This window comes from Bradyrhizobium sp. 63_E2_N1_3 (assembly GCF_052076005.1).
GTDB lineage: Bacteria > Pseudomonadota > Alphaproteobacteria > Rhizobiales > Xanthobacteraceae > Bradyrhizobium > Bradyrhizobium barranii.
Genome location: NZ_CP197235.1, coordinates 8,636,070 through 8,659,448, shown reverse-complemented (window position 1 = coordinate 8,659,448; position 23,379 = coordinate 8,636,070). Strand labels below are relative to the sequence as shown.

Here is a 23,379-nt window from a genome sequence, read left to right as displayed (position 1 = left end):
ACCTGTCCCCAGTCGGTTCGAAAGCCCGGACGTTTTCTGCGACGTCCGGGGGTAACGCGATGGTCAGCGAGGCTTGGGCGTCAACACTTGCTCAACAAGGCCACCGCTCGGAAATTCGAGACAAAACTCGTCATCCACCCAGACGCTGCGTTGCCAGAGCCTGCGTGACGTTCCGTTCTGGCGAGCGAGGTGCTCGAACGCTGCGGGGACGATAAGCCTCCAGCCCGCATAGCGATCAGCGGTCATCTTCAGAAACCGCGCCATGCTGTAGTTGAATTGCGGCTGGTCGTCGGCGCGGCACAGTGTGAAGGTCTTTGCTTCGAGGTCGCGCCGATACTCTGGTGCCGTGTAGACCTCGTTGCCGTCCCATCCCGCCATGCAGATGCCGAAGTCGAAGCGCGAGAGGTTAAATTGCATCCCGAGCGAGGAGCGCGGCTCGTCGTAGTACGTGTCGGACGGATAATGCAGGCCGATCAGGCAAACTGGTGTAGTCTCGTCGGCCTTCTCGAACTTGGCCACCCGCTTGACGGCCGGGTCGGAGAACATTTCATAGTTCTTCCACTCGCCGACCTTGACGAAGCCGTGCTGCGACCGCAGCAACTTCGCCGCCTCGTCGGTGCAATCGGCGTCAAGGAATAGGTCAACGTCCCGGATCGGCCGTTCTAGCAAAGTGTCGCGCACCGCACCGCCAGCAATATGTGCCGTTGGACAGATGCTCCTAATCGTACTGAGAATTGGGTTATAGCGTTCCAACATTTTTGTCTCCTGTTCTACTCGGTTGAGAGAAAAGAGGCGTCCGCCCTCGCGAGCGAACGCCAAGATGTCAGACCATCGCGGCCATGATCAGCTTGTCCCAGACCCAGTCCGAACCGAGCTGACGTCCGATGTCGGCCAGTTCCTCCGGCTTCGCTCGCGCCAGACGTGACGCGAGGGTGCTGCGAGGCTGGCCACTGCGAGCGTGATAGACCGCAGACGGCGAAACACCGCACGCACGTGCAATGGTCGCCTTGGTCAATCTGGGGAGAGGCCGCTGGCCGTCGATGACAGCGAGCGCGTACTGCACCCGCTCGGTCCGCGACATTTTTCGGGACAGGTGTGCCCGCACGGGCAGCGTTGTGCTGAATGCGCTTTGGGTATATTGCAACATGTACTGGTACTCCTTCTTGGCCCGGTCACCTCGCTCCAACGAGGGCCGGGCCTTCACCTGTTGGGGGGACCGCCGGATGGCCGGTGAACCGCCGACCAGCGGGAGTTCACTTAGGCAACGGCCTCCATGGTGGTTGCGGCTTCACGCATCCGCCGCCATGCCTGTGCGGCTTCAACGGCGATTAGAACGCGCCGACCGACCCGCATCTCGACAGGACCGAGACCTTGGGCTTTGAGCTTGAAATACAGCGCCGGGCTGAAGCCGTTGGCCTTGCAGAATTCAGCGATGGAGAGTGCGAGGAGAGGCAATGCCAGCGCCCTGCGCTGACGGTTTGGCTTCCGCTTCGGTGCAGACTGTTTCTTGCGAGGGCGCGAGCGTGCGCGCGTGCGCTTGTCGGATGACATCGCATTGCTCCGGCGTTCTGTTTGGTAATCTACGGAAGAGCATGCGCCTTCGCCGCCTCGCTTGTGAAGCGGAAAGGCCGGACAGGTTTGGGACAAGTAAGGACAGGTTGGTAACCTGTCCCGTCGCCTAGCGCAGACCGCGAAGGTATCGCCCCAAGGTCTTATCGCTGGCCTTGGTCTCTAGTTTGTCGCGAAGGTCCTGATACTTCATCTTCCAGCGTCGAGGATCGCGCACCAGTTTGGGCAGCAACTTTTGACCTCGTTTGATCTGGTCATCAGACAGCATCGGACCGGGACCGGACTTCTCTTTCGTCTTCTTCACTGGCTTGGCTGTTGCCTTGCGCGGCACGCTCACCTCGGTCGCTGTGCGCCAAGGCCGTGGAAGGTCGCCTACGCGCGGCGGCTGCGGCTGTTGAGCCGCCTCGTACAGGGCCTGCGCCATCTCCGCGTCGGACGAATAAACGCGGGCCGGTTTCGGCCGTGGCTGTTTTGGCTTAGCTTTCGGCTTCCGCACGCCATGCTCCTTTTGGCGTCGGGTTCTAGGGACCGCTCGGCGCTGTAGACGCTGGGCGGTCCTTTGTTTTAGAGCTTTGGGCGTAGGCGCGAAACGCTATTTCCCCGGCTATACCGGATTGGGCGTACGCGATGGACACTATAGGGACACCGAATTTCTAAGCCGCTGATGTCCCACGGCTTTTCCAGATGGCCTTTTTCCCACAAGGGGAGAAGGAAGAAAGATCTACGCCACCTTGCTACTTCCCTGCGTGATCAACCTCGCCGCGCGCTGGTCGCGGGCGTAGATCCAGAGCCAGCTCAGGGCGACGCTGAGGCGGTGGCGCAGGCCGATCAGGAAGTAGATGTGGGCGATGCCCCAGATCCACCATGCGATCGTGCCGCGCAGTTTGACCTTGCCGAAATCGATCACGGCGAGCCGCTTGCCGATCTGTGCGAGGCTACCGGAGTGCTTGTAGCGGAATGCACCTTTATTCTCGCCACGCAGGCGCGTCTTGATGGTTTCGGCGACGTGCCGGCCCTGCTGCTTGGCGGCCGGAGCGATGCCGGGCACCGGCTTCCCCTCCCAGGCATTGATCACAACGGTGTCGCCGATCGCAAAGATTTCGGGATGACCAGGTATCGTCAGATCGTCTTGGACCTCCACGCGCCCGGCGCGATCGCTTGGTGCGCCCAGCCATTCGGCGGCGGGCGAGGCGCGCACGCCGGCGGCCCAGATCCGCGTCTTTGCTTCGAGCAGCTTTCCGCCGAACACGACGCCCTCACGGTTGATCTCGGTGACGGCCTGGCCCAGCACGACCTCGACGCCGATCTTTTCCAGCGAGGCCTGCGCATAGGCCGAGAGATCATCGGGGAAGCCTGCGAGCACGCGCGGTCCGGCCTCGATCAGCACCACGCGTGCCTTGTGGGTGTCGATGTTGCGGAAGTCGGCGGGGAGCGTGTGGTGCGCCATTTCGGCGATGGTGCCGGCGAGTTCGACGCCGGTGGGGCCGGCGCCGACGATGACGAAGGTCAGCCGCGCCGCGCGTTTGGCCGGATCGGTCTCGCGCTCGGCGCGCTCGAATGCCACCAGGATGTGACGGCGCAGCGTGGTCGCGTCTTCGAGCGTCTTCAGGCCGGGGGCGAACTGCTCCCACTCGTCATGGCCGAAATAGGCATGGCGGGCGCCGGTGGCGAGCACCAGCGTGTCGTAGGGCACCTCGCTGCCGTCGTCGATCAGCACGCAGCGCCGGTCGGCATCGACGCCGCTCACCGTCGCAAACAGGGTCGTCACCTCGCGCCGGTCGCGCATCAGGTGCCGGACCGGCCAGGCGATTTCGCTGGTCGCGAGCGAGGCGGTCGCGACCTGGTAGAGCAGCGGCTGGAACAGGTGATGGTTGCGGCGGTCGATCAGCGTGATCTCGACCGGCGCGCCCGCAAGCCGGTAGGTCGCCTCCAGCCCGCCGAAGCCGGCTCCGACGATGACGACGCGGTGGGGATTTGCGGCCATGATACACCCTCGAATCTCGCTGCTGCTCTCCTTCATCTAAGTGCGCATTGGGCGCCGTAGTCCAATAGCCGTCATCAATCGCGGCATAGGCCGGGCGTATCGTCATCCCGCGAAAAAGCGCCGCAGCCTTGGTCGAAGTGAGTAGAATTATATTTCTTGCCATCCTCGATTGGGGCGAAATATGGTGCAGGGGCGGGCGCTGAGCCATTGGCGGCGCGACAGATTTTGCGTTCAATAGAGACAGACCCGGGGCGGCGATCACCCCGTTTCCGGGATCAATAATAAGGAGGGGAGTGGTTATGAGGACGGCATTCTGGCTGGCGGGCGCAGCGGCGCTGGTGCTGGCAAATCAGGCTTTCGCCGGCGACACCATCAAGATCGGCTTCGTTTCGACCTTCAGCGGCCCGACCGCCGTGATCGGCAACGACATGCGCAATTCCTTCGAGCTCGCGCTCGACCACATCGGCCGCAAGATGGACGGCAAGCCGGTTGAGGTGATCTACGAGGACGACGGGCAGAAGCCCGATGTCGGCAAGCAGAAGACCGAGAAGCTGGTGCAGTCCGACAAGGTCGATTTCATCGTCGGCTACATCTGGTCGAACGTGCTCTTGGCCTCGCTCAAGACCGCGGTGGACTCGCAGACCTTCCTGATCTCGGCCAATGCCGGTCCGTCGCAGCTCGCCGGCGAGCTGTGCTCGCCTTACGTGTTCTCGACCTCCTGGCAGAACGACCAGACGCCGGCCGCCATGGGCCTCTACATGAACCAGAAGGGCGTCAAGAGCGTGTTCCTGATCGGGCCGAACTACGCGGCCGGCAAGGACATGCTCGCAGGCCTGAAGAGCACGTTCAAGGGTGAGGTCAAGGGCGAGGAATACACGGTCTGGCCGAGCCAGCTTGATTTCTCCGCCGAGCTCTCCAAGGCGCGCGCCTCGGGCGCCGAGTCGATCTTCGTGTTCTATCCCGGTGCGGCCGGCGTGCAGTTCCTCAATCAATATGCGCAGGCCGGCCTGAAGAGCACGATGCCGCTCTACACCGCCTTCACGGTCGACGAGCTGTCGCTGCCGCTCCAGAAGGAGAACGCGCTCGGCGTTCCCGGCGCGCAGGAATGGGTCAACGACCTCCCGAACGAGCAGAACAAGCGCTTCGTCGCCGACTACCGCAAGAAGTACCCCAATCTGCGCCCGACCTATTACGGCGCCCAGGCCTATGACGCGGCCCAGCTCATCAACAGCGCGGTGGTCGCGGTGAAGGGCGACACCAGCAAGAAGGACGCGATGAAGGCCGAGATGGAGAAGGCCAACTTCAAGTCGCTGCGCGGCCCGTTCAAATACGGCAAGAACCACATCCCGGTGCAGAGCTTCTATCTCCAGGACGTGGTCAAGGACGGCGAAGGCCAGCTCTCGCTGAAGACGGTCGCGACGATCGTGGAAAACGACCAGGATCGATTCCACGACAAGTGTGCGATGAAGTGAGCTGATGCCTTTTCCCCTCTCCCCGTCTGCGGGGAGAGGGTCAGGGTGAGGGGGAGTCTCCGCGGGGACGGAGGTCGTTGTATTCCTCGATAGTCCCCACATCGTCATTGCGAGCGCAGCGAAGCAATCCAGACTGTCTCCGCGGAGGGACTCTGGATTGCTTCGCTGCGCTCGCAATGACGTGTTGAGAGAGCGTTGCTCCTGGGGGACATATGACTCTCGGAGAGTCCCCCTCATCCGGAATTTGCTGCCGCAAATTCCGGCCTCTCCCCGCAGGCGCGGAGAGGCGAAGACCTACACCCGCGGCATGCTCGCAGGTCTTACCTCGCGGGCCTGCGCCGCGAGCCTGATCCCGGCATTGGCTGCGCCGAATCCCTGATAGTCCCGTCGCTCCACGATCTCGAAGAAGAAGCGCTCATCGAAGATGTGGGTGTAGACTTGGAAGAACTCGCCGTCGCCTTCGCGGTCGTAGAGGATGTGGTTGGCGCGCAGCTGCGCCATCAGGTCGGGCGCGAGGTCATATTTGGCTTCGATGTCGTCGTAGTAATTGTCAGGGATATCCAGGAAATCCGCGCCACGCTTGCGCATCGCGGCGACCGTCGCGAAAATGTCCCGGCAGGAGAACGCCACGTGCTGCACGCCCGAGCCGAAGAACTCCGAGATGAAGCGCGCCGGCAGGGTGCGGTTGGCGGATGAGCCGTTGAGCACGAAGCGCAGGCTCTGGTCGGCGTTGATGACCGCCTGGCTCTGCACGAGGCCACGCGGGTCGGCGATCTCCATCTGCGGCAGCCGCTTCAGGTCGAGGATGCCAGTGTAGAACAGCAGCCAGGACAGCATCTCGTCGTAGGGCATCGACTGCGCGATGTGATCGACGGCAAGCAGGGCGTCGGCGTTCGCGTCACTTGCGACCGGCTCGAAATCGGTGTCCCAGTTCTTGCCGGCCTGATCGAGGAAATAGAGCAGGCTGCCGCCGACGCCATGGATCGCGGGAATCTCCAGCTCGCCCGGCCCGACCGGCTGGTAGAAGGTGCGCGTCTTCAGCGCTTCGGCGCGCTGCATGGCAAGACCGGCATTGTCGACGTCGAGCGCAATCGCGCAGACGCCGGGGCCGTGCGTGACGTAATGCGAATGCGCAAAGCCGTCGGTCTCGCAATTGATCACGAGCTCGACCTTGCCCTGCGACCAGCGCTCCACGGCCTTGCTGCGATGCTTGCCCGTCCTGCGGAAGCCGAGCTGCGCGAACAGGCGGGCGAGGTCGACCGCCTTGGTCTCGTTGACGGCAAACTCGATGAAGCCGGTGCCGTGGCTCTTGGCCTTCGGCGCCAGCGGCTCGCCGGCAAGCTTCGGCCAATCCGGTGCAAGCTGGTCCTCCAGCAGGATCAGCGAACGCAGGCCGTCGACCGCGGTCTGCGCGGCCGAGCCGGCACGGAACTGGTCGTTGAAGATTTCGAGCGACAGCGGCCCGGCATAGCCGGTCGCCGCGATCGCCTGCATGAACTCGCCGACCGGGAGGTCGCCCTGGCCGGGGAAGGAGCGGAAGTGCCGGCTCCATGAGAGGATGTCGAGCTCGAGCTTTGGCGCATCCGCGAGCTGCACCAGAAAGATCTTGTCGCCGGGGATCGAGGCCATGGCGCGTACCGGAAAGCCGGGCGCGAGCGCGTGAAAACTGTCGAGGATGACGCCGATCGCGGGATGATCGGCGCGCCGCACGATCTCCCAGGCATCGCGGTAGTCGTTGACATGGCGGCCCCAGGCCAGCGCCTCATAGCCGACGCGCAAGCCGCGCTTGGCCGCGCGCTCGCCTAGCTCGCGAAAATCGTCCGCGGCGCGATCGATGCCGCCGAGCGAGGCGGGCGAGACGTTGGAGCAGATCAGCAGGAGGTCGGTGCCGAGCTCCTGCATCAGGTCGAACTTGCGCTCGGCGCGGGCAAAGTTGCGTGTCCGCTGCGGCTCCGGCATGCCCTCGAAATCGCGGAACGGCTGGAATGCGCAAATCTCGAGATTGAGGTCCTTGCACAGCTGCGCCACCTCGCGCGGGCCGGAGCCGAACGACAGCAGATCGTTCTCGAAGATTTCGACCGAGTCGAACCCGGCTGATGCGATGGCGCGGAGCTTTTCGTCCAGGCTGCCTGAGAGCGAGACGGTCGCGATCGAGCGCTTGTTCATGCTGCGTTGTCCTCCATGGCGCCGCCGAGAAAGAGCTGGCCGATGCGCGGATCGTTCAAAATGCGTTTCGCGCTGTCGACCATGCGAGTCTGGCCGAGCTCGAGCACGATGCCGATGTCGGAAATCTCCAGCGCCGAGCGCGCGTTCTGCTCGATCATCAGGATCGTGACGCCGCGGTCGCGCAAGCTCTTCAGGATGTCGAAGGTCTGCTGCACCATCAGCGGCGACAGGCCGATCGAGGGCTCGTCGATCAGCACGAGCTTTGGCTCGAGCAGTAGCGAGCGCGCGATCTCAAGCTGCTTCTGCTCGCCGCCGGAGAGCGTGGAGGCCTGCTGCGCCGACTTGCGGCGCAGCGCGGGAAACAGGTCGAGTGCGGCTTCGATGCGTGCGGGCAGGTCGATGCCCTTGCCGGCGGAGACTCCGCCGAGCTCGATATTGTGGCGCACCGACAGTTCGGGAAAGATGTTGCGGCCCTGTGGCACGTAGCAGATGCCGGCATTGAGCAGCGCGCGCTGACTTAGATTGGTGACGTCACGGCCGGCAAAGCTGATCTTGCCTTCGCGCAGCTTCAACAGGCCGAAGATCGCCTTGAACACCGTCGACTTGCCGGCCCCGTTGGGACCGATGATGGTGGTGATGGTGGCCTGCGGCACGGCGAAGGTGGTGCCGTTCAGGATCGTCATCTTGCCGTAGCCGCCGACGAGATTGTGAACCGAGAGGATCGGGTCGCTCATGATGGCTTCCTAATGTCCGAGATAGGCTTCGATCACGGCGGGATTTTTCCGCACTTCGTCCGGCCGCCCCATCGCCAGCACCTTGCCCTCCGCCATCACCATCACGCGCGAGCACAGCGACATCACGAATTCCATGTTGTGCTCGATCACGACGAAGGTGGCGTTCTTCTCGCGGTTGATCGCGACCAGGCGGTCCTTCAGGTCCGACAGCATCGACGGGTTGACGCCGCCGGCGGGCTCGTCGAGCAGGACGAGGCGCGGGCCGCCCATGAAGGCCATCGCGGCATCGAGCAGTTTTTGCTGGCCATAGGAGAGCCCGCCGGCCGGCTCGTCGGCGAGATGGTCGAGCTTGAAGAAGCCGATCATCTGGTTGGCGACCTCGGTCAACCCGGCATCGGAGCGGCCGACCAGGCGCGAGGCCATATTGCCCTGGTGCTCCTGCCCTGCGAGGATCAGGTTCTCGCGCACCGAGAGCTTTGGGAAGACCTGCAGGAGCTGGAAGGTGCGGCTGACCCCGAGCTTGTTGAGCTCGGCAGGACGCAGGCCCGTGACCACCTTGCCGTCGAGCTTGACCTCGCCGCCTGATGGTGTGAGCTGGCCGAGGATGCAGTTGAACAGGGTCGACTTGCCGCAGCCGTTCGGGCCGATCAGGCCGAGGATCTCGCCCTCGCGGACGTCGAATGAGACGCCGTCGACCGCGCTGATGCCGCCGAAATTCTTCTTGATGCCGGTGACTTCCAGGACCGCGCTCATTGCACCGTCTCCAGCCGGGACTTTGCCACGGCCCGCAGCGCGGAGGCCGCCTTGGTGCGGCGCTCGGCGAGATAGCGATCGAGAATTCCCAGAATGCCGGTCGGCGACCAGATCAACAGCAGCATCACCGCGACCGCGTAGAGCATCAGATAATACCCTTCCGTGAAGCGCAGCCATTCCGGCAACAGCACCGCGATCATCGCGCCGAGGAAGGGGCCGAAGTAGAAGCCGGCACCGCCGACGATCACCATCATCAAGAGGTCGAGCGAGAGCGACAGGTTGAACGGCACGGGATCGATATATTGCGTCAGCGGCGCATACAGCGCGCCGGCAACGCCGCCGAGCGCCGAGCCGATCGCGAAGGCCATCAGCGTATAGCGCCTTGTGTCGACGCCGAGCGACTGCGCGCGCAGCGGATTTTCGCGCAATGCCATGAAGGCGCGGCCCCAGGGCGAGAGGATCAGCCACCACACCGCGAGCGACACGATCGCAAGCGAGCCGAGGCAGACATAATAGAACGGCAGCGGCTTGTTGGTCGCGATGCCGAAGATGTGCGGCCGGGGAATGTTGGAGATGCCGTAGATGCCGCCGGTGAGCCAGCTTTCGTTGCGGAACACCAGGAAGGCGAGGGTGGAGAAGGCGAGGGTGACGAAGGCGAGGTAATGGTGCTGCACGCGCAGCGCGGGATAGCCGAGCACCCAGCCGACCGCGAAGCTCAAGGCAATCGCGACCACGATCGCCGCCGGCAGCGGCCAGCCATGGGTCGTCATGATCGCTGCCGCATAGGCGCCGATCCCGACGAAGGCGCCTTGCGCCAGCGAGACCTGGCCGGCATAGCCGAGTGTCAAATTGAGCCCCATCGCGGCGATGCTCATCACCGCCCACTGGCTCAGGATGAACAGGCCGTAGCGGTTGAAGTTCATGGGGACGATGATCAGGCCGGCAATGACGATGAGGCCGAGCGCGATCTTCAACGGTTTGGCGAAGCCGCTCATACGGTGCGCTCCTCGGCGCGGCCGAGCAAGCCCTGCGGCCGGAACAGGATGACGGCGATCAGGAAGATCATCGGAACGGCGGCGCGGTACTGCGTCGAGACATAGGCGGCTGCGAGATTGTCGAGCACGCCGATCAGGAGGCCGCCGGCGATGGCGCCGCGCACCTGGTTGAAGCCGCCGACGATCGCGGCGATGAAGGCGGCCTGGCCCAGCACTTCGCCGGAGGAGAATTTTGCGAGGTAGATCGGTGTAATCAAAAGCGACGCCAGCGCGACCAGGAAGGCGTTGATCAGGAACGTCAGCAGGATCATGCGCTCGACCGGGACGCCGATGATGCGCGCCACCGTCGGGTTCTGCGCCGCCGCCTGCATCTGGTGACCGAGCGACGTGCGGTTGAGAAGGCTCGTCAGGCCGAAGACGGCAAGAATGGCGAGGACGAGGACGCCGATGCTTTGCAGCGAGACGGCATGTCCGAGAATGGAGATATCACCGGTCGGCACGATCGATGGGAAGGGCGAGGCCTCCGCGCTGAAGAACTGCTTCACGGCCTCCTTGATGCCGATCGCGAGCGCCATCGTCGCGATCGCCAGCGGCAGCACGCCATGGCGCATCATCGGATCGACCAGCAGCATCTTGAAGGCGAGGCCCAGCAGGAGCATCGAGAGCAGGATGCCGAGGATGATCGCAAGCCAGAACGGCGCGCCGGCATGCATCGCCGCCAGCATCAGGAACGCCGGCAGCATCACGAACTCGCCTTGCGCGAAATTGATGGTCTGCGAGGTCTGCCACAGCAGCGTGAAGCCGACCGCGACCAGCGCATAGATCGCGCCAGTGGCTAGTCCCGCGACCAGAAGATCGAACAGATTGGACATTTTCCCCTCTCCTGTCCCTCGCCCAGCTCTGTCGTCTCCCTCGCCCCGTTCTTACGGGGAGAGGGCGGGGTGAGGGGCACTATCCGCGAGCCCATCTCTCACCGTCCTTGCAGAATCACCCCTCACCCCGCCCCTCTCCCCGCGAAGAGCGGGGAGAGGGAGAGGAGAGGAGAGATCTCTCGCCGCATCCGCCTTCGCTGAAGCTTCGGCGGGACGGGCGCGGGGAGAGCGAAGATCGTCACTTCACCTTCGGCAGCACCTGCTTCACCACCTGCTTGCCTTCGACCACCTCGACCAGAAAGCTCTGCCGGTCGATGTCGCCGGTCTCGCTGAAGGTGACGTCCATCAGGATGCCCGGCTCGTCCGCGGCCTTGATGGTCAGGCCGTGCAGCGTGTCGGCGAACGCCTTGCTGTCGACCTTCCCCATCTTCTCGGTGGTGGCTTTCACCATGTAGACGGCGAGATAGCCCTTCAGGCCGTTATGGTCGGGCACGTAATTGTACTTCTTGGCGAACTTGTCGCGGAACGCCTTGATCAGGTCGACCGGTGCGTCCGTGGTGAGGCCGACATGGCCGCGCGCGCCGTTGGCGGCATCGCCGGCGAGCTCGATCACCTTCTGGCCGATCAGCGTGGTCTCGCCCATCAGCGGCGCGGTGACGCCCTGGCGCTTCAGCTCTTTCAGGATGCGCGCGCTCTCTTCTTCATTCAGGTAGACGAACACGGCGTCGGGATTGGCGGCCTTGATCTTACCGACGTCGGCGGCGAAGTCGGCTTGTCCCGCTTCAGTCGAGAGATCGGCGACCACCTTGGAACCAAGCCGGTCGAGTTCCTTCACGACGACGTCGCGTCCGCCACGGCCGAAGTCGTTGTTGACCCAGACCACCGCGACCGTCTTCGCCTTCATGTCGTCGTGGATGTACTTTGCGACCTTCGGCATCGACGATTGCTGGCCGAACGAGGTGCGGAACAGGAACTTGTTGCCGGCTTGCGTCAGCTCGGCGGCTTCGCCGCCCATGATCTGAGCGATGCCGGCCTCGGCCGCGAGCGGCGCCGTCACCTTGACCGAGCCGGAATAGCCGGGCCCGAGCAGCACATAGGGCTCGGCGTCGAGCGCCTTCTGCACCTGGGCGCGGGCAACGCCGGGGTTGGACTGCGAATCGGCATGGGTGACCTCCAGCTTGCGTCCGAGCACGCCGCCCTTGGCGTTGATCTCCTCGATCGCGAGGTCGATGCCGTTCTTCCAGTTGGTGCCGACGGTGGCGCCGCCGCCCGAGAGCTCGGCGACGTCGGCGAGCTTGATCGCCTGCGCATGGACGCTGGTTGCAGTCGCGAAGGCAAGCAAGGCGCCTGCCACTAGGGTCGATTTCATGGTCACTCCTCCCATTTTTCGTTGATGTTGTCCGCGGCCTTGTGTCCGGCCGCTTCGGTTACGCGGCGTGGTAGGCCGCGCTTCGTGCCGCCATCACCTCGTCAAATGCCTCTCCCATGACCTCGGTCGATGGGGCAAGGCCGGTGAACAATTCGAAGGCGTCAGCGGCCTGGTAGATCGCGAGCTCCCGCCCGGTCATGATCCGCGCGCCCTTGGCCTGTGCCGCCGCCAGCAGCGGCGTGATCAGCGGCGAATAGACGGCGTCCGCGACCCACATTTTCTCGTGCAGCAAGGCCGCCGGGACCGGCATGCCCCGGTTCGGCAGCATGCCGACCGGCGTGCCGTTGACGAGGCCGGTTGCGCCATCGAGCGCGTCCTCGACGCTTTTCGCCACCGTGGCGCCGCCGTGCCTGGCAAGCAATGAAGCGAGCTTTTCGGCGCGCGCCGTCTCGCTGTCGAAAATGCGGAGGCCGGAGACCTTCAGGCTCGCCAGCGCAAAGGCGATTGCCTTGCCGACGCCGCCCGTTCCGATCACGGCGACTGCATTTCCGGACGGTGCCAACAGCGGCGCGACCGCGCGCGCAAACCCGGTCGTGTCGGTGTTGTGGCCGATCAGCCGGCCGTCCCTGACGACGACGGTGTTGACCGCGCCCATGGCGGCCGCGCCCGGCGCCAGCTCGTCGAGCAGCGGGACCACCGCTTCCTTGTAAGGGTAAGTCACGTTGACGCCGGCAAAGCCGAGCCGCCGCACGCCCTCGAGCATCATGCGGAGCCCGGCCGCATCGGCGCCGGCGACCTCGATGAGCTGGTAGTGACCGCGCAGGCCGAGCGCCTCGGCGGCCCGCTCGTGCATGGCAGGGGAGGCGGAATGCGCGATCGGCGCCCCGATTAGGCCGGTGAGAAGCTTCTTGCTGGCGGCGTATCCGCGCTTGGACATGGTTGGCTATCGTCTCGTTGGGAGCGTTGGGTCCTGGCCATTAGCGGGGAAATCCGCACAATTCCAAGGGGGCTTCCAGTTGCGACGATAGCCTTTCCCGTGCCTAACACAATTACCCATTTATTGGGCAAACCTAACATAATGTTATTTCTTCCGCGCGCGTGCCGGGGCGGCGTTGCCCTCGCTGCGGGACGGCTCCACCGCGCGCATCTCGGCGCGCAGGGACTCGATGAAATACTCGACATGGAGCGACAGCGGCGCGCCGCGCTTCACCGCGATATAGGTCTCGAACCGCGTCGGCTCGGTGATCTTCAACAGCTCGATTCCCGGATAGCCGCCATGGGCCACCGTGAACTGGTCGATGATGGCGATGCCGAGCCCCGCCTTCACCAGCGCACACACCGTGGTGCCGAAGCGCGCGCGGATCGTGATGTTGTAGTCGAGCCGGTGGCGCGCAAAGATCCCGGCCATGATCCGGCCGTAGGGATCGTTGGGATCGATGCCGATCAGCGGATAGCGGGTGATCTCGGCGGCCGAGACCTGCTTGCGGCCGGCAAGCTCGTGACCCGGCGGCACGATGCAATAGAGCTCACCCGAGGCGAGCGGCATGAAGTCGAGCCCGGAATGCTCGAGCCGGTAGCTCATCGCCACGCACTCGCCGCGGCCGAGCAGGAGGTAGTCGATGGCTTCCTCGAGCTTGAGGATGTTGATGTCGATGCCGAGATCGGGATAGCGGCGCCGGACGCGCTCGATCGCGCGCGGCACCATCACCTGGGAGATGCTCGGCACCGAGCCGATGCGCAATTCCGACAAACCGCCGCGGCCGATCTTGGAGATGAGCTCGGAGAGGTCGTCGACCTTCTTGTAGACGCCGTTGATCTGCTCAAAGATGTTCTCGGCTTCCGGCGTCGGGAAATAGCGCCCGTTCTGGCGCTGGAAGAAGCGGATGCCGAGCGTGCGCTCGGTGTATTTGACCAGCCGGCTGATCCCCGGCGCCGACACGTTGAGCAGCTTCGCCGCGCCGCCGATGGTACCCGTCACCATCACGGCACGGATCACTTCAACCTGGCGCAGCGTCATCATGTCGTGGGCATCCCAAAGAGGATCGTGGTGGCGATCATCTCACGAGAGCCGTGATGTCATCCAGCGGCAAGTGTGCGACGGAGCGGGCGGCGCTTCACCCTCCCCCTCCAGGGGAGGGTAAGAGCGCAGCTCGCTCACCGGCAACAATTGCTGATTAACTTCGCAGTCAGAATGTTTCGGCCAAAATCGGCACGTTCGAATGGAAGGGCGCCGCTCGCGCAGAACGTATGCCTCACCTGTAACCGCGTTCTAGCTCGCCGGGCTCTCGGGCGACGCGCTGCCGGGCCGCTCCGCGCGTTCGCGCTGCAGCACTTCGCGCGCGTACTCGATGATCTTCTGCTTGTTTGCCGTTTCGCGGACGGCGAAAAACACGCGGTTGAGTTCCAGGCCGAGCACGCTGTTGAGGGCGATGTCCTCGTCTTCCATCGTGATTTTCCCGCTTCAGACGCCATAGGTGTAACTTGACGTCACTTCCTCCACAAGTAGATTAAATCTCGGGTGCAGACGAGGGCCGGTAAACTACGGAAGCAGCGAATTGAGGCAGCTCCCAAATACGTGCTATACCGACGGCGAGGCTCAGGAAACGCACCGATGTCCGCCGTAGACGCCGTAGATTATGGCCGGGAAGCGCTCGACTTCATCGAAGGCCTGGGGACCTATCGCAAGGTACCGGACGCCATGAATGCGCTTGAGGCGGCGTTCGGTCGCTTCGGCTTCGAGACCATCATCGTGACGGGGTTGCCGAATCCCGATCAGCGGTTCGCGCAGATGGTGCTCGCCAAGCGCTGGCCGGCAGGATGGTTCAATCTCTACACCCAGAACAATTACGACCGCGTCGACCCCGTGGTGCGGCTGTGCCGGCAATCGGTCAATCCGTTCGAGTGGTCGGAAGCGCCCTATGATGCCGAGCTCGAGCCGAGCGCGGCCGAGGTGATGAACCGCGCCGGCGATTTTCGCATGTCGCGCGGCTTCATCGTGCCGATCCACGGGCTCACCGGCTACGAGGCGGCGGTGTCGCTCGGCGGCGTCCATCTCGACCTCAATCCCCGCAGCAAGCCGGCACTGCACCTGATGGCAATGTATGGCTTCGACCATATTCGCCGCCTGCTGGATCCGGCGCCGCATCTGTCGACGCGTCTCACCCCGCGAGAGCGCGAGGTGATCGCCTGGGCCTCGCAGGGCAAGTCGGCCTGGGAGATCGGCGAGATCCTGCACATCACGCAGCGCACCGCAGAAGAGCATCTTGCAACCGCCGCGCGCAAACTCGGCGCCGTCAACCGTACGCATGCGGTTGCACTGGCGATTCGCAACAAGCTCATCAATCCCTAAGCGACGTACTGGGAAATTTCCCAATATCGAACCTGCCTCTTTTCGCAGAGGCTGCCCCTCATTCCGGCTGAATGGGGGTTTTCATGATTCACGCAATTTCTTCGGTCAATCGCCACCTTTACGAAGACGTACTCGAGCAGCACTTCCGACTACGCCACGACATCTTCGTCGAGGAGCGGCACTGGGAGACGCTGCGCCGGCCTGATTGCCGCGAGGTCGATTCCTACGACGACGAGGACACCGTCTATCTGCTCGCGCTGGAAGGCCGGCGCGTCGTCGGCGGTCACCGGCTCTACCCCACCACCAAACCCTCGATGATGAGCGAGGTCTTCCCGCATCTGGCATCGGTTCGCGGCTGCCCTGCGAATCCGCTGGTCTGGGAATGGTCGCGCTACTTTGTCGTGCGCGATCGCCGCGACGGCACTCTCAACCTGCAACTGATGGCAGCGGTGCAGGAGTTCTGCCTCGATCAGGGAATCGCGCAGGTCAGCGCGATCATGGAGACCTGGTGGCTGCCGCGCTTCCATGAGGCCGGCTTCGTCGTGACGCCGCTTGGTCTGCCCGCGCTGGTGGAGAACGCCTGGACCATGGCGGCGACCATCGACATTCGCCGCGAGACCCTCGATGCCCTGCATGATCGCATCGGCATGGATTCGATCGTACAACAAGACGGCCCGCGTCTGGACGCCGTCGCCCGTGCCAACCTCTGCGGCCTTGCTGCCGCACAACGAAAGAGCGCCTGAAATGTCGAACATGATGCGGGACAGCCAGATCATGGCGCAGACCAAGGACGAGAATCTCGGCTACATGTCCGACATGGCGCTCGAGCTGGCGCAGATGGCGGAAGACACCGGATTGGCAACGCTCGCCTATCTGTTCCGTATGGCGGCGCTGGAAGCCTCGACGGCCAACAGCGTGCTGGCCGAGCCGGATGATCTCCCCCGGCAGATGACGTCGCACTAGACGCCTTCTCCTACTTCCGTCGACCTTCGCGCCCTCTCCCAGGCATGCCTGGGGGAGGGCGATCGTTTGGGTGCGGCAGGTTGACCCATCCTGTGCGGCAGCCTTCTTGCAAGGCCAATTTCGATCGCATGCACCGGCATGCAACAAAGTGCATGTCTGGTGTTGAATCGCTCTTGCCTCGGAACGATACTGCCATTACCCATTTTTCCGCCTTGAAGAGGCAGGGGGAGCTCTTTCACTGATGGCGACCGTGTTCGAACATCGGCGCGACACCGCGTGCGCCTGAAAGAGTTTTGATGCTGCTCGTCGTCGAACAGTTCTTGAACGGATTGCAGTTCGGCCTGCTCCTGTTCCTGCTCGCCGCCGGCCTGACGCTGGTGTTCGGGATCATGGATCTCGTCAACCTCGCGCACGGCTCGCTCTACATGATGGGCGCCTATTTCGCCGCGACCTTTGCGGCCTGGACCGGCAGCTTCCTGCTCGGTGCGCTGCTGGCGCTCGGCGCGACTCTGGTGCTCGGCATCGTGCTGGAGATGTCGGCGCTGCGGCATCTCTACGGGCGCGACCATCTCGACCACGTGCTCGCGACCTTCGGCCTGATCCTGTTCTTCAATGAAGCCGTGCGGCTGATCTGGGGTCCGGCCGGGCTTGCGCTGCCGCTGCCGGCCTGGCTCACGGTGCCGGTGCCGATCCTGCCCGGCATCCACTATCCCGCTTATCGTCTCGCCATCATCGTGGTGGCGCTGCTGGTCGCGCTGCTGCTCTATCTCGGCGTGATGCGCACCCGCATCGGCATGCTGATCCGCGCCGGCGCCTCCAACCGCGAGATGATCGGTGCGCTCGGCATCAACATCAAGCTGCTCTATACGCTGGTGTTCGGCCTGGGCGCCGCGCTCGCCGGCCTCGCCGGCCTGATGCAGGCGCCGATCCTCACCGTGCAGATCGGCATGGGCGAGAACATCCTGATCCTCGCCTTCGTCATCATCGTGATCGGCGGCATCGGCTCGATCCGTGGCGCGTTCCTCGCCGCGATCTTCGTCGGCATGATCGACACGCTCGGCCGCGCCTTCCTGCCCAACCTGTTGCGGCAGGTGCTGAGCGGCGCCGCCGCCTCCACCGCCGCGCCCGCACTGTCGTCCATGCTGATCTATCTGCTGATGGCGATCGTGCTGGTGGTGCGCCCGGAGGGGCTGTTTCCGGCCAACCGTCGATGAAGGCTTTCACTGTGAGCAAGGCCGTCACGGCCCTGATGCTGGCGGGCCTCGTGCTGCTGCCGCTCTATTCGCAGCTGTCCGGCAACATCTTCATCCTGACGCTGTTTACCCGCATCGTCATCCTGGCGCTGGCGGCCGCGAGCCTCAACCTCATCATGGGTTTTGGCGGCATGATGAGCTTCGGCCACGCCGCCTATCTCGGCATCGGCGGCTACGCGGTCGGCATGCTCGCGCAGGAAGGCGTCGGAAGCGGCTTCATCCAGTTCCCGGTCGCACTCGCAGCTTCCGCGATCTACGCCCTGGTGATCGGCGCGCTCTCCCTTCGTACGCGTGGCGTCTACTTCATCATGATCACGCTGGCCTTCGCGCAGATGGCCTATTATGTCGCCTCGGGCCTCGCGCGTTACGGCGGCGACGACGGTCTCACCGTCTACAAGCGCAGCGACTTCTCCGGCCTGATCAACCTGTCGAACCGCACGCAGTTCTATTATCTCTGCCTCGCCTGCCTGTTCGCCGTGATCGTCCTGATCTGGCGCATCACCAATTCGCGCTTCGGGCTCGTCTTGCAGGGCCTGCGCTCCAACGAGCAGCGGATGCAGGCGATCGGCTTTCCGGCAAAACGCTACCAGCTCGTCTGCTTCGTCATCTCCGGTATGATGTGCGGCCTTGCCGGCGCACTGCTCGCCAACAACACCGATTTCATCAGCCCGGCCGTGATGTACTGGACCCGCTCCGGCGACCTCATGGTGATGGTGATCCTGGGGGGCATGGGCACGCTGTTCGGCCCGGTGATGGGCGCGGTGGTGTTTTTGCTGCTGGAAGAATTCCTGTCGCAGATCACCGAATACTGGGCGCTGATCATGGGCCCGCTCTTGCTGCTGATCGTGCTGTTCGGCCGCGGCGGCATCATGGGCCTGCTCGGGAGGCTCAATCGTGGCTGAACCGCTGCTCCGCGTCGAAAAACTGGTGCGCCGCTTCGGCGGCATCGTTGCGACGGACAACGTCTCGCTCGACGTAGCTAGCGGCGAGTTGCACGCCATCATCGGCCCGAACGGTGCCGGCAAGACCACGCTGATTAGTCAGCTCACAGGGCACCTCGAACCGCATTCCGGCAGCGTCTCGCTCGGCGGTCGCGACATCACCTATCTGCCGGCCTATCGCCGCTGCGCGCTGGGGCTCGCCCGTTCGTTCCAGATCACCTCGCTGCTGCTCGACTTCACCGCCGCCGACAATGTCGCGCTGGCGGCGCAGGCGCATGCAGGCCACTCGTTCCGCTTCTTCGCCAATGCGCGCAAGGAGAAGGGCCTGCGCGATGCCGCCCATGCCGCGCTCGACCGCGTCGGGCTCGGCCATCGCGCCGATGTCCTGGTGTCCAGGCTCAGCCATGGCGAGCGCCGCCAGATCGAACTCGCGGTCGCGCTCGCGAGCAAGCCGAAGCTGCTGCTGCTGGACGAGCCGATGGCGGGTCTTGGCGTCACCGAATCCCAGCGCATGGTGCAACTGCTTCAGGAGCTGCGGAAGGAAGTCTCGATCGTGCTGGTCGAGCACGATATGCCGGCGGTGTTCGCGCTGGCCGACCGCATCTCGGTGCTGGTCTATGGCCGCGTCATCGCCTCGGGCGATCCGGCCGCGATCCGCGCCAACGAGGACGTCAAGCGCGCCTATCTCGGCGACCAGCACGTGGTGACGCACCATGTCTGAAAAGGCGATGGCTGACACGCTGCTCAACGTCGACGGCATCGAGACCTGCTACGGCCTCTCCCAGGTGCTGTTCGGCCTGTCGCTGTCGATCAAGCCGGGCGAGATGGTCTCGCTGATGGGCCGCAACGGCATGGGCAAGACGACCACCATCCGCTCCATCATGGGCCTGACACCGGCACGATCAGGCACGATCCGCTTCGCCGGCGCAGAAGTGCGGCAGCTTCCATCCTACAGAATTGCAAAACTCGGCGTCGGTCTCGTTCCTGAGGGGCGCCAGATCTTCCCGAACCTCACCGTGCGCGAAAACCTGGTGGCGGCCGCGGCCGATCGCTTCGCTAGCCCCAATCCCTGGACGCTCGCCGCGATCTACGTGATGTTTCCGCGCCTCGCCGAACGTGCCTCCAACATGGGCAACCAGCTCTCCGGCGGCGAGCAGCAGATGCTCGCGATTGGCCGCGCGTTGATGACGAATCCGAAACTGCTGATCCTGGACGAAGCGACCGAAGGCCTTGCGCCGCTGATCCGCGAAGAAATCTGGAATTGCCTGTCGCTGCTGAAGAGCCGGGGACAGTCGATCCTGGTCGTCGACAAGAACGTCGACCACCTCGCCCGCATCTGCGACCGCCACTACATCATCGAGCGCGGCAAGACGGTGTGGAGCGGCACGTCCGTCGAGCTGATGGCCGAGCCGGATCTCCAGCACAAATATCTGGGCATCTGACGCGCTCCTGGATCTGACTGCCGTGCAGGATCGCCGCGCGCGCAGAACCTCGTCGAGGACGTCAGTTTCGAAGCTCTCCAAACTGCGCGCAGAGGTCTTGAGTGCGTTGCCGCCAGCCGCCAATGTCGCGGCGTAGCGGATTCGATGCAGGACTTTTACAATCAAATTGCCGGACGGCCTGACGACGACATCATCGGCTCCGCACAGCGAGGCGCTTCGACAGCGCCTCAGTGGCTGGATTTCCCGGGCTGTGTGTTCATCAGAGGTGAGTTTCGCGCCGATCCCGATCGGCCAGCGATCGTAGGGCCGGGCTTGTTCATCTCCGTTGCGCTCGATGAAGGCGCAGGCCGCGGCATTCTGACGCGCACAACCGGTGCAGGGCAGATGACGGCGATTGCCGTGCGCGAATCCGTCGCCGTAGGAGGCTCGGTTCGCTGCGGCGAACGTCCCGCGATCGGCCTGGCGCTTCCGCAAGCCTCCATCGACGGGCTTGGACTCGGCGACGAGGTTCGGGCGCTGTTCAAGACCGACGCGTTGGGCACGGCCATCGTCTCTGTCACGGCGTCTCCGCGTGTGCAGGCCCTCGCGGCAGAAATGTTCTCGCCACCGGTGGCCGGAAACGCGACGCAATTGCTGCTGTCGGCGCATGCCGCCGAGATCGTGGTCCACGCCTTGTTCGGCAAGCGCGGGATCGCGCTCGATCCTGCAGCCGACCTCCAGCGGGTGCGGTTGCAATCGGTCAAGGCGCGCATGGATGCCGATCTCGCTTATCCCTGGAGCATCGACGAACTGGCGCGGAATGCGGGGCTGAGCCGCCGGTCCTTCAACCAGAAATTCCAGATGGCGTATGGCGAGAGCGCGATCGACTATTTGCGGGCCCGCCGACTCGATGCCGCACGTGACCTTCTGATTCATCAACGGTTGTCGGTCACCGAGGCGGCCTTTCGGGTCGGCTATGCCCATCCGGCCAATTTCGCGACGGCATTCCGCAGGCACTTCGGCTATTCGCCGAGCCACTGTCAGTAAACTTGAACGCCTCCACGTGCGATCAAAGGTGATTTGCGCGCGCGCAAAGGCGGTGTGCGCCTCGATCTGGTTACTCCCGGGTTGTTCGAACACGGAACTCGGGGAAGACAATGACGCGCAACGACGGGCGGATGCTCGGCTGGGAACGGATGGCGAGAACTGGTCTGGGAGCGGCCGGCCTGGGAATAGTCCTGCACGCAACGCCGTCGGTCGCACAGACCTCCGGGACCAATGCAACGTCGACGGCGGCGACATTGCCTCCCGTCACGGTGGAGGCACCGATCCAGGCGCGTCCGCGCACCCAGCCCGCTCAGCGAGCTTCGCAGTCGTCGCGCGGCCGCATCGCGACGCAACGCAATGCCGGGCCCGCGCCAGCCAGAAATTCGGGCGCGCGCGAGGCCGGTGCCGGTCGCGCCAACGCGTCGAGCGAGAGCAGCTATGTTGCAGACAGCAGCTCGGCGGGTACCAAGACCAACACGCCGTTGCTCGAGACGCCGCAGTCGATCTCGGTCGTGACGCGCAAGGAACTCAACGACCGCGCCGTCCAGACGCTGACGGAGGCAGTTGGCTATGAACCCGGCGTCCGCATCGATGCTTCAGGCTACGATCCGCGTTTCGACGCGATCGCGATCCGCGGCTTCGACATCACTTATAACGGCGTTTATCTCGACGGATTGCGCCTCGTCGGAGCAGGTCTCAGCGTGTTCAAGACCGAGCCTTATGGGGTCGACAGCATCACCGTGGTCCGTGGGCCGAGCTCGGCACTCTACGGGCTCGGCTCGCCGGGCGGACTGATCGATCTGTCGAGCAAGCTGCCGACCAGCCAGCCGTTTCACGAGGTGCAAACGGTGTTTGGCGACCGCGATCGCGTCCAGGGCAATTTCGATCTTTCGGGTCCGGTCGATGCCAACGGTCAGTTTTCGTATCGGCTGACCGGCGTGATGCGTGACGCGAACGTGTTCGTGCCCGGCGGCAAGGATAACAGGACCTACATCGCGCCCGCCGTCACCTGGAAGCCGGATCAATCGACGACCCTGACGATTCTCGGGTCCTATCAGAAGTCGAAGACGCCCGGATCCATGTTCACCTACTCCACGGGCACCGGCACCGCCACGGACATCTTCACGGGCAGCCCGTCCTACAATTCGCTCGACCAGGAGCAGGGACGCGTGGGCTATCTGTTCGAGCATGCGTTCAACAACGCCGTGACCGTCCGCCAGAAATTCCGCTACGTCGATGTCGACGCGGTCACCCGCTATGTGGGCTTTCTCGGCGCGCCGGTGGGCAATGTCGTCTCACGCTACACCGGCTACGTCCACGACACGCTGCAATCGGCCATTATGGACAACCAGGTCGAGGCCAGGCTATCGACCGGGCCCGTGCAGCACACGCTCCTGGTCGGCACCGACTACACCGCGTCGAAGTTCAACGACAAGCAGGGATTCGGCTTCGGCGTCTCCGATCTCAACCTGGCCGCGCCGGTCTACGCGCCGGAATCCATTCCCGATCCCGCGATCTCGTCCTCGACGGCCCAGCGGCAAACCCAGTCCGGCGTGTATGTTCAGGACCAGGCCAGGCTCGATCACTGGATCCTGACATTGAGCGGCCGCAGCGACTGGGTCAGCACCACGGGCGAGGATCTGTTCGCGCTGACGCGGCAGACGCAGTCCGATCAGGCCTATAGCGGGCGAGCCGGGCTGACCTATGTGTTCGATTCCGGTGTTGCGCCTTACGTTGCCTATTCGACCTCGTTCTTTCCCAATCTCGGCGTCGATCCGTCGGGCGCCTTCTTCAAGCCGACCACCGGCAAGCAGACCGAAGTCGGTGTGAAGTACCAGCCGCAGGGCACGAGGAGCTTCATTGCCGCGGCGGTGTTCGATTTGACCCAGGACGGCGGCCTGGTCACGACGGGGACGGGCGTGACGGTCCAGCGTGGCGAGATTCAAAGCCGCGGCTTCGAATTGCAGGCGCTTGCCAGCCTGGGCGGTGGTTTCGACATCACCTCGTCGTACACCTATCTCGACATGGTGACCAAGCAGGCCGCTGACGACTCGCTGATTGGCAAGTTTCCCTCGGGCAATCCCCCGCATACCGCGACGCTGTGGGCGAACTACGCCCTGCCGCTGGCCGGACCGTTTGCAGGATTGAGCGTCGGTGGCGGCGCGCGTTACATGTCCTGGAGCTACGGCGATGATGCGAACACGTTCAAGAACAGCTCGGTAACCCTGATCGACGCGGCGCTGAAATATGATTTTGGCCAGGCGATGAAGGAGCTGAAGGGCCTCCAGTTCCAGGTCAATGCCAAGAACCTGTTCAATCTGCACTACACCACGTGCCAGGTCGGTTACTGCTACCGCGGCGCGCCGCTGACCGTCATCGCAACGCTCGGCTATCGCTGGTGAACCAGCTTGCGCCTGAGAAGCCCGGTTATCCGGTCAATATGTCTTACCCAAATCGCTGGCGCCGGCGACTAACGCGCCAGGTGGTGGGT

At 64.0% G+C, this 23,379-nt stretch carries 24 protein-coding genes; 10 read left to right on the top strand and 14 right to left on the bottom strand.

Features of this window, described 5'->3' with window-relative positions; all coding sequences use genetic code 11:
* Nucleotides 1-63: 63 nt before the first annotated feature.
* The 5 genes from AB7531_RS41235 to AB7531_RS41215 all read right to left on the bottom strand — a co-directional run bounded on the left by AB7531_RS41235 (nucleotide 64) and on the right by AB7531_RS41215 (nucleotide 3,553).
* Entirely contained in the window at nucleotides 64-756 is a 693-nt protein-coding gene (locus AB7531_RS41235; RefSeq protein WP_084794900.1) for a hypothetical protein, read from the bottom strand.
* A 67-nt stretch (nucleotides 757-823) separates the two neighbouring features.
* Nucleotides 824-1,147 carry a hypothetical protein gene (locus tag AB7531_RS41230; RefSeq protein ID WP_187387835.1) on the bottom strand — a complete coding sequence of 108 codons (324 nt, stop codon included), beginning with the start codon at nucleotides 1,145-1,147 and terminating at the stop codon, nucleotides 824-826.
* A 110-nt stretch (nucleotides 1,148-1,257) separates the two neighbouring features.
* Nucleotides 1,258-1,551 (bottom strand): hypothetical protein, encoded by a 294-nt coding sequence (locus AB7531_RS41225; RefSeq protein ID WP_245328507.1) that lies wholly within the window; start codon nucleotides 1,549-1,551, stop codon nucleotides 1,258-1,260.
* A 127-nt stretch (nucleotides 1,552-1,678) separates the two neighbouring features.
* On the bottom strand, nucleotides 1,679-2,065 hold the full coding sequence (locus AB7531_RS41220; protein WP_187387834.1) for a hypothetical protein: 387 nt from the start codon (nucleotides 2,063-2,065) through the stop codon (nucleotides 1,679-1,681).
* 225 nt (nucleotides 2,066-2,290) lie between these two features.
* Nucleotides 2,291-3,553, bottom strand: a complete 1,263-nt coding sequence (locus AB7531_RS41215; RefSeq protein ID WP_063979914.1) for an NAD(P)/FAD-dependent oxidoreductase — start codon at nucleotides 3,551-3,553, stop codon at nucleotides 2,291-2,293.
* 299 nt (nucleotides 3,554-3,852) lie between these two features.
* Between AB7531_RS41215 and AB7531_RS41210 the strand changes: the two genes are divergently transcribed.
* Nucleotides 3,853-5,025, top strand: a complete 1,173-nt coding sequence (locus AB7531_RS41210; RefSeq protein WP_028148067.1) for an ABC transporter substrate-binding protein — start codon at nucleotides 3,853-3,855, stop codon at nucleotides 5,023-5,025.
* A 294-nt stretch (nucleotides 5,026-5,319) separates the two neighbouring features.
* Here the strand turns inward: AB7531_RS41210 and AB7531_RS41205 are convergent, their stop codons facing one another.
* The 9 genes from AB7531_RS41205 to AB7531_RS41165 form a co-directional block, all read right to left on the bottom strand.
* Nucleotides 5,320-7,191 carry a bifunctional sugar phosphate isomerase/epimerase/4-hydroxyphenylpyruvate dioxygenase family protein gene (locus AB7531_RS41205; protein ID WP_063979913.1) on the bottom strand — a complete coding sequence of 624 codons (1,872 nt, stop codon included), beginning with the start codon at nucleotides 7,189-7,191 and terminating at the stop codon, nucleotides 5,320-5,322.
* Nucleotides 7,188-7,925, bottom strand: a complete 738-nt coding sequence (locus AB7531_RS41200) for an ABC transporter ATP-binding protein (RefSeq protein WP_063979912.1) — start codon at nucleotides 7,923-7,925, stop codon at nucleotides 7,188-7,190. The genes AB7531_RS41205 and AB7531_RS41200 overlap by 4 nt, the downstream gene beginning before the upstream one ends.
* Nucleotides 7,926-7,934: 9 nt before the next feature.
* Nucleotides 7,935-8,678 (bottom strand): ABC transporter ATP-binding protein, encoded by a 744-nt coding sequence (locus tag AB7531_RS41195; protein WP_063979911.1) that lies wholly within the window; start codon nucleotides 8,676-8,678, stop codon nucleotides 7,935-7,937.
* A complete protein-coding gene (locus tag AB7531_RS41190; protein WP_063979910.1) occupies nucleotides 8,675-9,673 on the bottom strand; it encodes a branched-chain amino acid ABC transporter permease in 999 nt (332 codons plus the stop codon). Before AB7531_RS41190 ends, AB7531_RS41195 begins: the two co-directional genes overlap by 4 nt.
* Nucleotides 9,670-10,545 (bottom strand): branched-chain amino acid ABC transporter permease, encoded by an 876-nt coding sequence (locus AB7531_RS41185; protein ID WP_063979909.1) that lies wholly within the window; start codon nucleotides 10,543-10,545, stop codon nucleotides 9,670-9,672. The genes AB7531_RS41190 and AB7531_RS41185 overlap by 4 nt, the downstream gene beginning before the upstream one ends.
* A gap of 238 nt (nucleotides 10,546-10,783) precedes the next feature.
* Nucleotides 10,784-11,914, bottom strand: coding sequence for an ABC transporter substrate-binding protein (locus tag AB7531_RS41180; RefSeq protein ID WP_063979908.1), 1,131 nt, complete (start codon nucleotides 11,912-11,914; stop codon nucleotides 10,784-10,786).
* A gap of 58 nt (nucleotides 11,915-11,972) precedes the next feature.
* The gene (locus tag AB7531_RS41175) at nucleotides 11,973-12,851 is read right to left on the bottom strand and encodes a shikimate dehydrogenase (RefSeq protein WP_063979907.1); all 879 of its coding nucleotides are present in this window, start codon (nucleotides 12,849-12,851) and stop codon (nucleotides 11,973-11,975) included.
* Nucleotides 12,852-12,995: 144 nt separating this feature from the next.
* Entirely contained in the window at nucleotides 12,996-13,934 is a 939-nt protein-coding gene (locus AB7531_RS41170; RefSeq protein WP_063979906.1) for a LysR family transcriptional regulator, read from the bottom strand.
* A gap of 249 nt (nucleotides 13,935-14,183) precedes the next feature.
* The gene (locus AB7531_RS41165; protein ID WP_014491261.1) at nucleotides 14,184-14,360 is read right to left on the bottom strand and encodes a hypothetical protein; all 177 of its coding nucleotides are present in this window, start codon (nucleotides 14,358-14,360) and stop codon (nucleotides 14,184-14,186) included.
* Nucleotides 14,361-14,525: 165 nt separating this feature from the next.
* On the opposite strand from AB7531_RS41165, the gene AB7531_RS41160 reads away from it, so the two are divergent.
* The 9 genes from AB7531_RS41160 to AB7531_RS41120 all read left to right on the top strand — a co-directional run bounded on the left by AB7531_RS41160 (nucleotide 14,526) and on the right by AB7531_RS41120 (nucleotide 23,290).
* Nucleotides 14,526-15,263 (top strand): helix-turn-helix transcriptional regulator, encoded by a 738-nt coding sequence (locus tag AB7531_RS41160; RefSeq protein ID WP_063979905.1) that lies wholly within the window; start codon nucleotides 14,526-14,528, stop codon nucleotides 15,261-15,263.
* Nucleotides 15,264-15,346: 83 nt separating this feature from the next.
* Nucleotides 15,347-16,006: an acyl-homoserine-lactone synthase gene (locus AB7531_RS41155; RefSeq protein ID WP_063979904.1), complete on the top strand. Its 660-nt coding sequence runs from the start codon at nucleotides 15,347-15,349 to the stop codon at nucleotides 16,004-16,006.
* Between the two features lies 1 nt (nucleotide 16,007).
* Nucleotides 16,008-16,226 (top strand): hypothetical protein, encoded by a 219-nt coding sequence (locus AB7531_RS41150; protein WP_008540920.1) that lies wholly within the window; start codon nucleotides 16,008-16,010, stop codon nucleotides 16,224-16,226.
* A 296-nt stretch (nucleotides 16,227-16,522) separates the two neighbouring features.
* On the top strand, nucleotides 16,523-17,440 hold the full coding sequence (locus tag AB7531_RS41145; protein WP_008143427.1) for a branched-chain amino acid ABC transporter permease: 918 nt from the start codon (nucleotides 16,523-16,525) through the stop codon (nucleotides 17,438-17,440).
* Entirely contained in the window at nucleotides 17,437-18,381 is a 945-nt protein-coding gene (locus AB7531_RS41140) for a branched-chain amino acid ABC transporter permease (protein WP_063979903.1), read from the top strand. Before AB7531_RS41145 ends, AB7531_RS41140 begins: the two co-directional genes overlap by 4 nt.
* Entirely contained in the window at nucleotides 18,374-19,141 is a 768-nt protein-coding gene (locus tag AB7531_RS41135; protein ID WP_063979902.1) for an ABC transporter ATP-binding protein, read from the top strand. The genes AB7531_RS41140 and AB7531_RS41135 overlap by 8 nt, the downstream gene beginning before the upstream one ends.
* A complete protein-coding gene (locus AB7531_RS41130) occupies nucleotides 19,134-19,862 on the top strand; it encodes an ABC transporter ATP-binding protein (RefSeq protein WP_063979901.1) in 729 nt (242 codons plus the stop codon). The genes AB7531_RS41135 and AB7531_RS41130 overlap by 8 nt, the downstream gene beginning before the upstream one ends.
* 312 nt (nucleotides 19,863-20,174) lie before the next feature.
* Nucleotides 20,175-20,888, top strand: a complete 714-nt coding sequence (locus AB7531_RS41125) for a helix-turn-helix transcriptional regulator (RefSeq protein ID WP_245328506.1) — start codon at nucleotides 20,175-20,177, stop codon at nucleotides 20,886-20,888.
* A gap of 110 nt (nucleotides 20,889-20,998) precedes the next feature.
* Nucleotides 20,999-23,290, top strand: a complete 2,292-nt coding sequence (locus tag AB7531_RS41120; protein ID WP_084794898.1) for a TonB-dependent siderophore receptor — start codon at nucleotides 20,999-21,001, stop codon at nucleotides 23,288-23,290.
* The last annotated feature ends 89 nt before the right edge of the window (nucleotides 23,291-23,379 follow it).